Source organism: Cryobacterium sp. N21 (genome assembly GCF_002929575.1).
In the GTDB taxonomy this organism is placed as follows: domain Bacteria; phylum Actinomycetota; class Actinomycetes; order Actinomycetales; family Microbacteriaceae; genus Cryobacterium; species Cryobacterium flavum.
This window is the reverse complement of sequence record NZ_PJJQ01000023.1, coordinates 23,734-37,682: the sequence shown is the minus strand read 5'-3', so window position 1 is coordinate 37,682 and position 13,949 is coordinate 23,734. Positions and strand designations below refer to the sequence as shown.

At 63.6% G+C, this 13,949-nt stretch carries 9 protein-coding genes and 1 pseudogene; 4 read left to right on the top strand and 6 right to left on the bottom strand.

All coding sequences use genetic code 11. The features are described 5' to 3' along the window. Positions 1-11 precede the first annotated feature (11 nt). From CXY77_RS01900 to CXY77_RS20490, 3 genes are all read right to left on the bottom strand, one after another. Positions 12-506, bottom strand: a complete 495-nt coding sequence (locus CXY77_RS01900) for a SprT-like domain-containing protein (RefSeq protein WP_092341671.1) — start codon at positions 504-506, stop codon at positions 12-14. After that, positions 506-1,669: a sorbosone dehydrogenase family protein gene (locus CXY77_RS01895; protein ID WP_092341670.1), complete on the bottom strand. Its 1,164-nt coding sequence runs from the start codon at positions 1,667-1,669 to the stop codon at positions 506-508. The genes CXY77_RS01900 and CXY77_RS01895 overlap by 1 nt, the downstream gene beginning before the upstream one ends. A gap of 191 nt (positions 1,670-1,860) precedes the next feature. After that, positions 1,861-2,073 carry a hypothetical protein gene (locus CXY77_RS20490; RefSeq protein ID WP_233197172.1) on the bottom strand — a complete coding sequence of 71 codons (213 nt, stop codon included), beginning with the start codon at positions 2,071-2,073 and terminating at the stop codon, positions 1,861-1,863. Here CXY77_RS20490 and CXY77_RS20485 point away from each other — a divergent pair. Continuing rightward, complete coding sequence (locus CXY77_RS20485; RefSeq protein WP_233197171.1) at positions 2,068-2,457, top strand: hypothetical protein; 390 nt, start codon at positions 2,068-2,070, stop codon at positions 2,455-2,457. The genes CXY77_RS20490 and CXY77_RS20485 overlap by 6 nt on opposite strands. Positions 2,458-2,680: 223 nt before the next feature. Here CXY77_RS20485 and CXY77_RS01885 read toward each other — a convergent pair whose 3' ends face one another. Continuing rightward, a complete protein-coding gene (locus CXY77_RS01885; RefSeq protein ID WP_092341668.1) occupies positions 2,681-3,568 on the bottom strand; it encodes a spermidine synthase in 888 nt (295 codons plus the stop codon). A 285-nt stretch (positions 3,569-3,853) separates the two neighbouring features. Between CXY77_RS01885 and rpoB the strand changes: the two genes are divergently transcribed. The 3 genes from rpoB (at position 3,854) to CXY77_RS20480 (ending at position 12,754) form a co-directional block, all read left to right on the top strand. Beyond that, the gene (rpoB, locus tag CXY77_RS01880; RefSeq protein ID WP_092341667.1) at positions 3,854-7,345 is read left to right on the top strand and encodes a DNA-directed RNA polymerase subunit beta; all 3,492 of its coding nucleotides are present in this window, start codon (positions 3,854-3,856) and stop codon (positions 7,343-7,345) included. A 55-nt stretch (positions 7,346-7,400) separates the two neighbouring features. Next, positions 7,401-11,324, top strand: a complete 3,924-nt coding sequence (locus tag CXY77_RS01875) for a DNA-directed RNA polymerase subunit beta' (RefSeq protein WP_092341666.1) — start codon at positions 7,401-7,403, stop codon at positions 11,322-11,324. 257 nt (positions 11,325-11,581) lie between these two features. Next, positions 11,582-12,754, top strand: a complete 1,173-nt coding sequence (locus tag CXY77_RS20480; RefSeq protein WP_369827226.1) for an ATPase, T2SS/T4P/T4SS family — start codon at positions 11,582-11,584, stop codon at positions 12,752-12,754. Here CXY77_RS20480 and CXY77_RS20995 read toward each other — a convergent pair. Next, positions 12,638-13,255: pseudogene (locus tag CXY77_RS20995) on the bottom strand (PAS domain-containing protein); the annotation flags it as partial. The gene CXY77_RS20480 and the pseudogene CXY77_RS20995 sit on opposite strands and share 117 nt — an antisense overlap. 133 nt (positions 13,256-13,388) lie before the next feature. Beyond that, positions 13,389-13,892 carry a hypothetical protein gene (locus CXY77_RS01860; RefSeq protein ID WP_092341664.1) on the bottom strand — a complete coding sequence of 168 codons (504 nt, stop codon included), beginning with the start codon at positions 13,890-13,892 and terminating at the stop codon, positions 13,389-13,391. Positions 13,893-13,949 lie beyond the last annotated feature (57 nt).

Genomic DNA, 13,949 nt, shown 5'->3' with positions numbered 1-13,949 from the left:
CCGGTGACGCACTAGGGCCCAGCGGATGCCGCGGCCCGGCGCCGGATCGCCGGTGTGATCTCCCGCCTGAGCCAGGTGATGGCGTGCGCTTGGTCGAACCGGCGGGCGCAGAGCCCGCAGGCCAGGGGCCGGGTGGGCTGCCGGTACCGAAAGTGGGTGTGCCCGGCGGGGCAGGTGCCCACCCACGGCGCGAGCTCATTGGCGATCTCACCGTCGTGGGTGCGCTTGCCGTCGTAGCCGAGGTCGTGTGCCATCTTCTTCCACCGCGGGCCGTGTCCGGCGCGCGGGCCGGCCAGGGCATGCGCGAGCTCGTGCAGCAGAATTTGGTAGACGTCGTCGTCGACGTAGCGCGAGGCGAGGTAGCGCGACACGGTGATGTGCTTCTTGCTGAAATTGCAGAGGCCCGCCCGCTTCTTCGCGTTGTCGAAGCCGAAAGTCCAGCTGGGGTCGAGGTGCAACACGATGAGTGCGTCAGCCCAGCGGCGCACCTGAGCGAGGTCGGCCATTAAGGACCAACCTGAACTTGGCGCAACTCGACTTGGTAGAGCCGGTCGTCACCGGCCGCCGGCGAGCCCCGGCCATCCGTGTTATTACTCACAAACCACAGTGTGCCAGCAGGCCCGGGCACCACGTCGCGCAATCGACCGAAACTGTGCGCAAACCACTCGGTGGGGGTGGCTGTGGAGGAGTCCGTCGTGATCGGGATGCTCCACAGCCGTTCTCCGCGCAGGCTCGCCATGAAGATGGTGTCGTTCACGATGGTGATGCCGCTCGGGCTGGCCTGGTCGGTCGACCACTGCTGCTCCGGGTCGATGTACGCCGAGTTGCCGGCCTGGCCTTCGACCAGCGGCCAGCCGTAGTTGCCACCGGGAACGATGCGGTTGAGCTCGTCCCAGGTGTTCTGGCCGAACTCACTCGCCCAGAGCTGTCCGTGCGAATCCCACGCCAAACCCTGCGGATTCCGATGCCCGAACGAGTACACCAGCGTGCCGAACGGGTTGTCGTCGGGTACCTGCCCGGTCGCGGTCATGCGCAGGATCTTGCCACCGAGGGCATCAAGGTTTTGGGCGTTGACGGTGTCTCCCGCGTCGCCAGCGGTCGCATAGAGCAGGCCGTCCGGGCCGAACGCGATGCGCCCTCCGTTGTGGTTGCCGGCCCGGGGGATACCGCTCAGAATGACGGTGGGCGCCCCCAGGGTGTGGCTGCCGGGGGAGCCGGCCAGCGGCATCCGCTCGATGCGGTTGTCGTTGGCCGTGGAGAAATAGGCGTACACCCAGCCGTCTCCGCCGGGGGCTGCTTCGTCGGCCAGAAAGGCCAGGCCGAGCAGGCCGCCTTCACCGTTCGGCTGCGCGGCCGACACTTTTCCCGCCTCACGCAGGCTGCCGTCGGTCAGCAGCTCCCGCACCCGGGTCGTGTCGCGTTCGCTGATCAGCGTGGCGCCGTCTGGCAGCCGCAGAATCGACCAGGGCGCCTCGAGTTCCGAGGCGATGACGACCGGTTCGCCGAGCGGATGCACCGGCGCGAGCGGGCCGGCGTCCGTCGCGGTCGGTGCGGGCCCGGCTGGTGTCGAGGTCGACGGAGTAGCGCTCGGCGCGTCCGCGCTGCAGGCGGCCAGCACGAGAACCAGCAGGGTTGCAGATGCGACGGCCGCCGCTCGCCCAAAAGTCACCGTTCACCTCGCCTTCGTGGTGAACACAGCATGCCGTAGAACTCGCTCGGGGGCCACTGTCTCCGGCCGACGGGCAGCACAACTCCTGCAATTTCTGGCTGAGCGCATCGGGCGCCGCGTATTTTCGGACCTGTATCGAGCGCCCGCTGCGAATTGCAGGAGTTTTGCGCGGCAGCCAAAGTGGAAGGTGGTCAGGCCGCGGACCCGCGGGCCGCAATGTGCGATTCAACGACGGCCACGGCGAGCAGCGAGCTGTCGAGTTCGTCGGCGTCGGCGCCGTCCTTCTCCCGAAGAAACACGGCCGCGGTGAAGTCAGCCAACGCGCCCTCGAGGTTGCCCTGGTCGAAGTACACCTTGCCGCGGTGCTGCCGGGCATAGGCGGCGAGGCGGGTCCACTCGTGCACCTCGGAGTCGAGTATGCAGTGCGTCAGCTCGCTCGCGGCCTCATCGAGCTTGCCCTGAAATTGCAAAACCTGCGCACGACGGATGCGACTGGCCACCGCCTGCTCCCGGTTGCCGGTAAAGCGGGACTGCCGCAGCGCCTCATTCGCGATCTCCCAGGCCTCATCGAGCCGCCCGACCAGCCGCAGCGCCTCATTCGCGATCTCCCAGGCCTCATCGAGCCGCCCGACCAGCCGCAGCAGGGCGACCTTTTCGTTGAGGGCGGCCAGGCTGCGCAGATTGCCGAGTTCGACGAGTCGCTCGCCAGCGGCCAGCAGGTCGACTTTTTCGCGCAGGGTGATGGGATCGTAACCGATGATGAAGCTCAGGGTGTGTTCCTGTATTGACGAGGGCGGCCGCGGCCGCAGGGGAAAGAACGGGTGTGCCCAGAGTACCGCCGCCGGTGAGAAACCGGCCGAAGCCGGGGCGGTGTCGCGCCGGTGGGGGTCGCATCGGGGGAGTTATCTAGGGCAACGTTCACAACTGCGGAGATCTGGGCTGATTTGTCAAACCAAGGGGTGCGGTGACCCGAATTGTGCAGAATCTCCGCAGTTCGGAACGGATGCTCGGCTAGTGCCCGATCTGGAAGACCGTGCGGCCGGGCAGCGGCGACTGCGTCGAGGTCTCATCGGTCGCCACGAGCGAACCGGCCATGAACGCCTTCAGCTCGGCGCCCTCGATCACCTTCGCCGGGTGCGGCCCGTTAGCGAGCAGCCGCGGAATCCAGTTGAGGTCGATCGGCGTGTGCGCCGCCACGAACACGATGTTGCCAAAACGGCGGCCCTTGAGCACCTGGGTCTCGGCGAATCCGATCACGTGCGGGAACACCGCGGAGAGGGTGGCGGCCTGGCCACGCGCGAACGCGAGGCCGGGGCCATCCGCTACGTTGACTGCGAGCACGCCGCGCGGCGACAGCAGCGGGGCGGCGAGCGCGAAGAACTCACGGCTGGTCACGTGCTTGGGGGTGCGCGCGCCCGAGAAGATGTCGACCACGACGAGGTCGACCGCGCCGTTCAGCCCGGCCGGCAGCTTGCCGAGCACCTCGCGGGCGTCGCCGTGGCGCACCCGCAGCTGGGCGCGCTTGTCCCAAGGAAGAACCTCGCGCACGAGATCGATCAAATCGCTCTCGATCTCCACCACCTGCTGGCGCGAGCCCGGTCGGGTCGCCTCGACATAGCGGGGCAGGGTGAGGGCGCCGGCTCCGAGGTGCACGGCGGTGATCGGCTCGTGCGGCTCCCCGAGCAGATCGATGACATGCCCGATGCGCTGGATGTACTCGAAGAAGAGCTCGTCGGGGTGGTCGATGTTCACGTGCGACTGCGGAGTTCCGTCGACCACGAGTTGAAAGCTGCCGGGGGTGAACCGGTCCGGTTCGATCACCGCCGTGTGTCCGCTCAACTTCAATACGACAGAGGGATACCCGTCCGTCGCCACTTCGCCCTTGCGCCCAGTACTCATCCCCCCAGTCTGCGCCCTCTGTGTGTGCGGTACCGGCAACATCCGCTTTCGAGCGACGGGGAAGAGTGGGTTATACCTGAGAATCTGCTCGATCGCAACAATGAGGTGGACACATCAGTCAGGAAGGCATATAGTTGGCCCTTGCGCTCCCAGACAAACTATGCCTTCATATTGCGGTCGGCTTTGCGTGTTCAAGCCACCTTGAGGCACACCTCTTTCGAGGGTCTGCGGAGTCATCACCAATAACAGTAACTAGACCTGACGGGGTCCACGGAGGTTATTTCCTTGGCTGCTGCGCGCAACGCAACCACCAACTCACCCAAGAACGGCCGCTCCCACGAGCGTCTGTCGTTCGCAAAGATCAGCGACCACTTGAACGTTCCGGATCTGCTCGCTTTGCAGACCGAGAGCTTCGACTGGCTCGTCGGCAACGACATCTGGAAGGCTCGCGTCGCCGAGGCCCAGAAGGCCGGACGCCAGGACCTGCCGAATCGCACCGGGCTCGATGAGATCTTCGAGGAGATCTCTCCCATCGAGGACCTCGGCGAAACGATGCAGCTGTCCTTCACCAACCCGGAGCTCGAGCCGGAGAAGTACACCATTGACGAGTGCAAGGAAAAGGGTAAGACCTATTCAGCACCCCTCTATGTGAACGCCGAGTTCATGAACCACCTCACCGGTGAGATCAAGACTCAGACCGTGTTCATGGGTGACTTCCCGTTGATGACCCCCAAGGGCACCTTCGTGATCAACGGCACCGAGCGTGTCGTCGTGTCGCAGCTGGTGCGCTCCCCGGGCGTGTACTTCAACCGCGAGCAGGAGAAGACGTCTGACAAGGACATCTACTCCGCCCGTGTCATCCCGAGCCGTGGTGCCTGGCTTGAATTCGAGATCGACAAGCGCGACCAGGTTGGCGTGCGCATCGACCGCAAGCGCAAGCAGTCCGTGACCGTGTTCCTGAAGGCCCTCGGCCTCACCAGCGAGCAGATCCTTGAGGAGTTCAAGGGCTACGCGTCCATCGAGCTCACCCTCGAGAAGGACAACATCCTTACCAAGGAAGAAGCCCTCAAGGACATCTACCGCAAGCTTCGTCCCGGCGAGCAGGTTGCCGCCGAGGCTGCGCGTGCGCTCCTCGACAACTTCTTCTTCAACTCCAAGCGCTACGACCTGGCCAAGGTTGGTCGTTACAAGATCAACCGCAAGCTCGGCCTCGAAGCGCCGCTGAGTGACTCTGTACTGACGCTGGCGGACATCCTGGCCACCATCAAGTACCTCGTCGCCCTGCACGACAACCAGACCACCCTTCCGGGTCTGCGCGACGGCAAGATGACCGACATCAACATCGACATCGACGATATCGACCATTTCGGTAACCGCCGTATTCGTGCCGTTGGCGAGCTCATCCAGAACCAGGTTCGCACCGGACTGTCCCGCATGGAGCGCGTCGTTCGCGAGCGCATGACCACGCAGGACATCGAAGCGATCACCCCGCAGACTCTGATCAACGTGCGCCCCGTCGTCGCCGCGATCAAGGAGTTCTTTGGTACGTCGCAGCTGTCGCAGTTCATGGACCAGAACAACCCGCTCGCAGGCCTCACGCACAAGCGTCGCCTGTCCGCGCTGGGCCCTGGTGGTTTGTCCCGTGACCGCGCTGGCGTCGAGGTGCGAGACGTTCACCCCTCGCACTACGGCCGCATGTGCCCCATTGAGACCCCTGAGGGCCCGAACATCGGCCTGATCGGTTCGCTCGCCTCGTTCGCGCAGATTAATGCGTTCGGTTTCATCGAGACGCCGTACCGTCGTGTGCAGGGCAACAAGGTCACCGAGACGATCGACTACCTCACCGCGAGTGAGGAAGACGACTTCATCGTCGCCCAGGCCAACGCGCCGCTCACTAAGGACTCGCACTTCGCCGAGGCCCGCGTGCTCGCTCGTAAGAAGGGTGGCGAGGTCGACCTCGTTCCCGCTGAAGATATCGGCTACATGGATGTCTCGCCGCGCCAGATGGTGTCGGTCGCGACGAGCCTCATCCCGTTCCTGGAGCACGACGATGCAAACCGCGCGCTCATGGGTGCCAACATGCAGCGTCAGGCGGTGCCGCTGCTTCTCAGCGACAGCCCGCTCGTCGGAACCGGCATGGAGGTCTACACGGCCATCGACGCCGGTGACGTGCTCACCGCGCTGAAGCCCGGTGTGGTCTCCGAGGTGTCGGCTGACGTTGTTACCATCCAGCTCGATGAGGGCGGCACGCAGGACTACTACCTGCGCAAGTTCTCGCGCTCCAACCAGGGCACGAGCTTCAACCACCGCGTGATCGTCAACGCCGGTGAGCGCATCGAAGCCGGCGAGGTCATCGCCGACGGACCCGCCACCGACCAGGGAGAGCTCGCCCTCGGAAAGAACCTGCTCGTGGCATTCATGCCGTGGGAAGGTTACAACTTCGAGGACGCGATCATCCTGAGCCAGAACCTGGTGAAAGACGACACCCTCTCCTCGATTCACATCGAAGAGTACGAAGTGGATGCCCGCGACACCAAGTTGGGTAAGGAAGAGATCACCCGCGACCTTCCCAACGTGTCTCCGGACTTCCTCGCCGACCTCGACGAGCGTGGCATCATTCGCATCGGAGCCGAGGTTCGCCCCGGCGACATCCTCGTCGGCAAGGTCACGCCCAAGGGCGAGACCGAGCTTTCCGCCGAGGAGCGCTTGCTGCGCGCCATCTTCAACGAGAAGAGCCGCGAAGTTCGCGACACCTCGCTGAAGGTTCCCCACGGTGAGCGCGGTACCATCATCGGTGTCAAGGTGTTCGACTCGCAGGACGGCGACGACGAGCTCGGCTCGGGCGTCAACCAGCGCGTGGTCGTGTTCATCGCCCAGAAGCGCAAGATCACCGAGGGTGACAAGCTCGCCGGCCGTCACGGCAACAAGGGTGTCATCTCCCGCATTCTGCCGATCGAGGACATGCCGTTCCTCGCCGACGGAACCCCGGTTGACATCATCCTCAACCCGCTCGGTATCCCCGGTCGTATGAACTTCGGTCAGGTGCTGGAAACCCACCTCGGCTGGATTGCGAAGCAGGGCTGGAACGTCGAGGGCAAGCCGAAGTGGGCTGCTCGTCTTCCGGAGCACGCCTTCAGCGCCGCCCCCGGCACGAAGGTCGCTACCCCGGTATTCGACGGCGCGCTCGAGATCGAGATCGAGGGTCTTCTGGACTCCACGACCCTGACTCGCGACGGCGAACGCCTCATCGGTTCCTCGGGCAAGACTCAGCTCTTCGACGGCCGCTCCGGCGAGCCGTTCCCGATGCCGGTGTCCGTTGGATACATGTACATCCTGAAGCTCCACCACCTCGTCGACGACAAGATCCACGCACGGTCGACGGGTCCGTACTCCATGATCACGCAGCAGCCGCTGGGTGGTAAGGCGCAGTTCGGTGGACAGCGTTTCGGTGAGATGGAGGTGTGGGCGCTCGAAGCATACGGAGCCGCTTACGCCCTGCAGGAACTCCTGACCATCAAGAGCGACGATATCCTCGGCCGCGTCAAGGTGTACGAAGCCATCGTCAAGGGTGAGAACATCCAGGAACCCGGCATTCCCGAGAGCTTCAAGGTTCTTATCAAGGAAATGCAGTCGCTCTGCCTGAACGTCGAAGTACTTTCGGCCGATGGCACCGCAGTCAGCCTGCGCGACACGGATGACGAGGTGTTCCGCGCTGCGGAAGAACTCGGCATCAACATTTCCACCCGGTTTGAGTCGTCGTCCATCGACGACATCTGAGCTTGTCAAGGCAGGGCCCGCCCCGCAATCTTCGAAAACTTTCCAAGGAGAGAAATTGCTCGACGTAACAACATTTGACGAGCTTCGTATTGGCCTGGCTACCGCAGACGACATCCGTCGTTGGTCGCACGGTGAGGTCAAGAAGCCCGAAACCATCAACTACCGCACGCTCAAGCCGGAAAAAGACGGCCTGTTCGGCGAGCAGATCTTCGGACCCTCACGGGACTGGGAATGCTCTTGTGGCAAGTACAAGCGTGTTCGCTTCAAAGGCATCGTCTGCGAGCGTTGCGGTGTAGAGGTCACGAAGTCATCGGTGCGCCGTGAGCGCATGGGCCACATCGAGCTCGCTGCTCCGGTCACGCACATCTGGTACTTCAAGGGTGTGCCCTCGCGTCTCGGCTACCTGCTGGACATGGCTCCGAAGGACCTCGAAAAGGTCATCTACTTCGCCGCGTACATGGTCATCACGGTGGACGAAGACGGTCGCCACCAGGACATGCCTGGCCTCGAGAACGAGCTTCGCCTCGAACTCAAGACCATCGAGTCCAGCCGCGACTCGCGCATCGCCGATCGCCTGCAGCGCCTTGAAACCGACCTCGCAGCACTGGAGGCCGAAGGCGCCAAGAGCGACCAGAAGAAGCGCACGAAGGACGCCGCCGAGAAGGAAATGGGCCAGGTTCGCAAGTCCCTGGACGAGCAGATCGCGCACCTCGAGCGCGTGTGGGAGGACTTCCGCACCCTCAAGGTCGGCGACCTGAAGCCGGAAGACTCCGTCTTCCACGAGCTCCAGGACCGTTTCGGAATGTACTTCGAGGCCTACATGGGCGCCGAAGCCATCAAGAAGCGCCTTGAGGCTTTCGACCTGGTCACCGAGAGCGAAAACCTGCACCTGCAGATCGCTGAGGGCAAGGGTCAGAAGAAGATCCGTGCCATCAAGCGTCTGCGCGTGGTCAACGCCTTCATCATGACCGGCAACTCGCCGGCCGGAATGGTGCTCGACGTCGTACCCGTGCTCCCGCCGGAACTGCGCCCGATGGTGCAGCTCGACGGTGGGCGTTTCGCCACCAGCGACCTCAACGACCTCTACCGTCGTGTGATCAACCGCAACAACCGCCTGCGTCGTCTGCTTGACCTCGGTGCTCCCGAGATCATCGTGAACAACGAGAAGCGGATGCTGCAGGAGGCCGTCGACGCACTGTTCGACAACGGTCGTCGTGGTCGCCCGGTCACCGGTACCGGTAACCGTGCCCTCAAGTCCCTGAGCGACATGCTCAAGGGAAAGCAGGGTCGTTTCCGTCAGAACCTGCTCGGCAAGCGCGTGGACTACTCTGGCCGTTCGGTCATCGTGGTCGGCCCGCAGCTCAAGCTGCACCAGTGTGGTCTGCCCAAGCAGATGGCACTCGAGCTGTTCAAGCCGTTCGTGATCAAGCGTCTGATCGACCTGAGCCACGCTCAGAACATCAAGGCTGCCAAGCGGATGGTCGAACGCTCACGTCCGCAGGTTTGGGACGTGCTCGAGGAAATCATCCGCGAGCGCCCGGTCATGCTCAACCGTGCACCCACCCTGCACCGCCTCGGCATCCAGGCCTTCGAGCCTCAGCTCGTTGAAGGTAAGGCAATCCAGCTGCACCCGCTCGTCTGCGCGGCGTTCAACGCCGACTTCGACGGTGACCAGATGGCCGTCCACCTTCCGCTCTCGGTCGAGGCCCAGGCCGAGGCACGCATCCTGATGCTCGCCTCGAACAATATCCTCAAGCCGTCTGACGGCCGCCCGGTGACCCTGCCCACCCAGGACATGATCATCGGTCTGCACCACCTCACCACGATGAAGGAAGGTGTGGTCGGAGAAGGCCGCGCATTCTCCACCGTGTCCGAGGCCATTCTCGCGTTCGACCAGAAGTCGCTCGACCTGAACGCCAAGGTGCGCATCCGCTTGACCGACAAGTACTTCACCGAGGGCACGCAGCCCGAAGGCGTCGAGCTGGTCAACGGCCAGGCCGTCGGAACCGTTCTCGTCACCACGAGCCTCGGTCGCGCCATCTTCAACGAGGCGCTCCCGGCCGACTACCCGTACTTCGAAGACGTTGCCAACAAGGTCACCATGTCGACCATCGTCAACGACCTCGCGGAGCGGTACGTCAAGGTGGAGGTTGCTGCAACCCTCGACCGGATCAAGGATGCCGGTTTCTACTGGGCAACCCGTTCCGGTGTAACCGTTGCGCTCAGCGACATCCTCACCCCGCCGAACAAGCCGCAGATCGTTGCCGGCTACGAGAAGCAGGCCGCCAAGGTTCAGGCACAGTTCGAGAAGGGTCTCACGACCGACCTCGAGCGTCGCCAGGAGCTCATCCAGATCTGGACTCGTGCCACGGAAGACGTCGCCGCAGCGATGCAGGCGAACTTCCCGGCCGACAACACGATCAACCGCATGGTCACCTCGGGTGCTCGTGGTAACTGGCTGCAGGTGCGAAACATCGCCGGCATGCGAGGCCTCGTGAACAACCCGAAGGGTGAGATCATCCCTCGCCCGATCATCTCGAGCTACCGCGAAGGCCTGTCCGTCGCCGAGTACTTCATTGCTACTCACGGTGCTCGTAAGGGTCTGGCCGACACTGCTCTGCGTACCGCTGACTCGGGTTACCTCACCCGTCGTCTGGTGGACGTCTCGCAGGATGTCATCATCCGCGAAGACGACTGCGGAACGACGAAGGGCCTTGAACTGCCCATCGCCGGAACAGACGCCACGACCGGTGCGCTCCTGCGGGGCGAAGACGGCGGCCTCCTGGTCGACTTCAACGTCGAGAACGCGGTCTACGCCCGCAGCCTGGCCGCAGCCGCGGTCAACGCTGCCGGTGAGGTCATCGCCGACGCCGGAGACGACGTCGGAGACGTGCTCATCGCGAAGCTCATTATCGGTGGTGTCGAAACCATCAAGGTGCGCTCGGTACTGACCTGTGAGTCGGCTGTCGGTGTGTGTGCGGTCTGCTACGGCCGGTCGCTCGCTACCGGCCAGCTCGTCGACATCGGTGAGGCCGTCGGTATCATTGCCGCACAGTCCATCGGTGAGCCCGGCACCCAGCTGACCATGCGTACTTTCCACACGGGTGGGTCGGCATCCGCTGACGACATCACCCAGGGTCTGCCGCGTGTTCAGGAGCTGTTCGAGGCGCGTACCCCCAAGGGTGCATCGCCCATCGTCGACTCTGCCGGACGCATCACGATCGAGGATTCGGACAAGGGCCGCAAGGTCATCCTGACCCCCGACAGTGGCGACGAAGCTATCGCCTACCCGGTGCTCAAGCGTTCAACCCTCCTCGTTGAGGATGGCCAGCACGTTGAGCTGGGGCAGCAGATCATCATCGGCGCCGTCGACCCGAAGGAAGTTCTTCGCGTCAAGGGCGTTCGCGCGGTGCAGAAGCACCTCGTCTCCGGTGTGCAGGAGGTCTACCGTTCGCAGGGTGTACCGATTCACGACAAGCACATCGAGGTCATCGTTCGTCAGATGCTTCGCAAGGTGACCGTCGTCGAACACGGTGACACCGGACTGCTTCCGGGCGAGCTCGTTGACCGGTTGAAGTACAACGACCTCAACCGCACCGCGCTCACCGAGGGCAAGAAGACGGCATCCGCTCGCCAAGAAGTCATGGGTATCACCAAGGCATCGCTGGCGACCGAGTCCTGGCTGTCGGCCGCTTCCTTCCAGGAGACCACCCGGGTTCTGACCCAGGCGGCCATGGAAGGCAAGAGCGACCCGCTGATGGGCCTCAAGGAGAACGTCATCATCGGTAAGTTGATCCCCGCTGGCACCGGCCTTCCCCGCTACCGCGACGTCACCGTCGAGGCCACGGAAGAAGCCAAGGCTGAGCGTTACCCGAACCGCATCTTCACCGAAGATGCAACGTTCAATGAGGGTGACCTGAGCTTCGTCGACTTCGACAGCTTCTCGTCGGACGACCTGGCGCCGGGTACGTATAACTAACCCGCAGTTCTAAACGGATGGCCCCTGCTTCGGCAGGGGCCATCCGTCGTTTAAGCACTCGAGCGCGGTGCCGGGCAGCGGATGCCGCGTGCTGGCTTCGCGCGCCCGCCCCGCCGCCCGGGCCCACCGTAGGGAACCGGGCCCATGATCTATCCTGGTCCCACTTTCCGGGCCCGGGCCCGGAAAGTAGACGGAGGGCGAAGGGGAGAGGACGGGAAACGGGGTGAAGAGACGTATACTCGGGTTCTACTGCAATTGTGCCCAGTTTGGGGGAGCCGTGTGTGGCAACCCTGACTGAGATTCTCATTCTGCACGGTCTGCTTCCGATCGAAGCTCTCGACACCCTGTTGGCGGGGGATCCGGCCGATGAGGGCGCCGTTCGGCGGCTTGTCGACAGCGGAATTATCACCGAGCTGCAGTTCGCGAAGGCACGAGCCGCCCAGGCTAATCTGCCCTTTGTCGAACTGCTCGAGTATGCGGTCGAGGCGAGTGCCCTCGCCCTCGTGTCGCCGCTGGTCTGTCGACGACACGAAGTGCTGCCAATCGGAATTGAGGGCGGCCGGCTCGTGCTCGCAATGGTGGATCCCGGTAACGTGTTCGCGCTCGACGATGTCGGTGAGGCCTCTCGCATGCGAGTGTCTGCGGTGGTCGCCGAGCGCAGCGATCTGCTCGCGGCGATCGCTCGGTTCCATCGCGCCGACGACGAGCTCAGCAACCTCACGACCACGCTTGAGGAAGAACACGACTCGATCCTGTCGTCGCCTGATCCGAGCGATGAAGCCAGCGACGATGCTGCACCCATCGTGCGCTTCGTGAACCTGCTCGTGAGTCAGGCCATCCAAGACAAGGCCAGCGACATCCATATCGAGCCCGGGGAGGTCAGCCTGAGGGTGCGGTATCGCATCGACGGAGTGCTGCACGAGATGCCGAGCGCACCGAAGAGCATTCAGAACGGCGTCATCAGCCGCCTGAAAATCATGGCCGACATCGACATCGCGGAGCGTCGCAAACCGCAGGACGGCCGTATGTCGGTCAGTCACGGCGGCCGCAAGATTGACCTGCGCGACCTGTCACTGCTCGACCACAACTACGACGCCTTCAAGGCGGCTTACTCCAAGCCCTACGGCATGATCCTCGTGACCGGGCCGACCGGGTCGGGTAAATCGACGACCCTGTACACCACCCTCTATTCGGTGGCCAGACCGGAGATCAACGTGATCACGGTCGAAGATCCGGAACGCCTGGTGCTCCACCCGCGCCTCGGCCAGCCGCCGAGCCGTGACATCCTTCAACTGGTAGAGCAGCCCGGTGGCGAGTTCACCCTCGTGGATCTCGGCGATGCACACATTGACCCAGATCTCTTCGCCTTCGCTGCAGCGTATCTGCCGCTCGGAGCGTTGGCGGGCGTGCTGCTCGGCGCGGAACGGTGACGGGGCTGCATCGGGTTCCTCGATGACACAGAAGATATCCTCGACCGACTTGTTGAGCACGCTGGTGGGAGCGCCGGTCAGCTCGAACAAACGCCGATTGCCTTCCAGAACGCGGCCGTCGCGGGTCACGATGGCGGTTCCCAACGGGGATGACGCGAACGCCGCTTCGAACTTGGCCTGCATGGCTGTCACTCTCTGTTCAGCCAGCCGCAGGGCCGTGACGCTGGCCAGGTGGCCGACCAGAACGCCGTTGTCATAGGTCGGCGCTGAATGTACCTGCACCCAGTTCACCTGGCCGTTCGGTGTGCGAAACCGCAGACTGGTCTGGTACGCCGTGCCGTCGGCCGCGTGCACGGCCCATTCGCTGCCCACCCGCTCAGTGTCATCGGGGTGCATGGCAGCGGCCCATCCGGAGCCCTGGGACTGCTCGGGGGTGAGTCCGCTAAGCGCCAGCCACTGGTCGTTCGAGGTGAGCAGGCCTCCGGTCGAATCCAGCTGCACGATCCCTGGAGATCCATGGTGGCTGCCTCGTTCGTCGACGCGCACGAAGACAAGGCAAGCGTGATGGCGAGCGGGACGCTGATGGCGGCGATTCTCCCGCCGAGACTCAGAAGTGGAGCGGCATTTTGCCGCGTCAATACTCCATGCCGGGCTTGAGACCGTCCTCCATCTCGAAACAGGGCGAGAAGGAGTCGATTTTCAGAGTCTTCCCAGAGTCCCAGACCCCCGCGCTGTAGGAGTCTCCCTGTGTCGCGATCATGTCTACCCGGAGTGTGCCGCCGCGAACGGCTTTTCGTTCCACGGTCACCCCGGGCTTTTGCTCCCACGCGGATGCGATCGCTTCGATGAGCTCCTCGCCATTCACCTCACCGATCAAAGTGAGGGTCGTGAGGCCGGGCCAGGTATATCCGCCCGCCGAACATCCCATGAGGTGTGCCGTCGTGAACTGAGACTGATCGCCCACATTTTGCGCTGGGACAAGGGCCGCAGCCTCGTCCGCCATCGCCACTGCGATGCCCTTAGCTGTCTGCAGATCCATCATCGCCTCACTTTCCGGGTCCGTCGACGTATACGACGCCAACACTGCTGCCAGCGCGACAATCCCGACGATGGCCGCCCATTTTCCTGTGGGATTCATCCGTAAATCAGCTCCTCAAGATCTACAAGGACCAGTCGATTGTTCACATCCGGAGAG

Bases quoted from the DNA above. Each gene is read 5' to 3' on its own strand.
- CXY77_RS01900 (WP_092341671.1), bottom strand. From the start codon at position 506: ATGGCCGACCTCGCTCAGGTGCGCCGCTGGGCTGACGCACTCATCGTG.
- CXY77_RS01885 (WP_092341668.1), bottom strand. From the start codon at position 3,568: ATGAGTACTGGGCGCAAGGGCGAAGTGGCGACGGACGGGTATCCCTCT.
- CXY77_RS01860 (WP_092341664.1), bottom strand. From the start codon at position 13,892: ATGAATCCCACAGGAAAATGGGCGGCCATCGTCGGGATTGTCGCGCTG.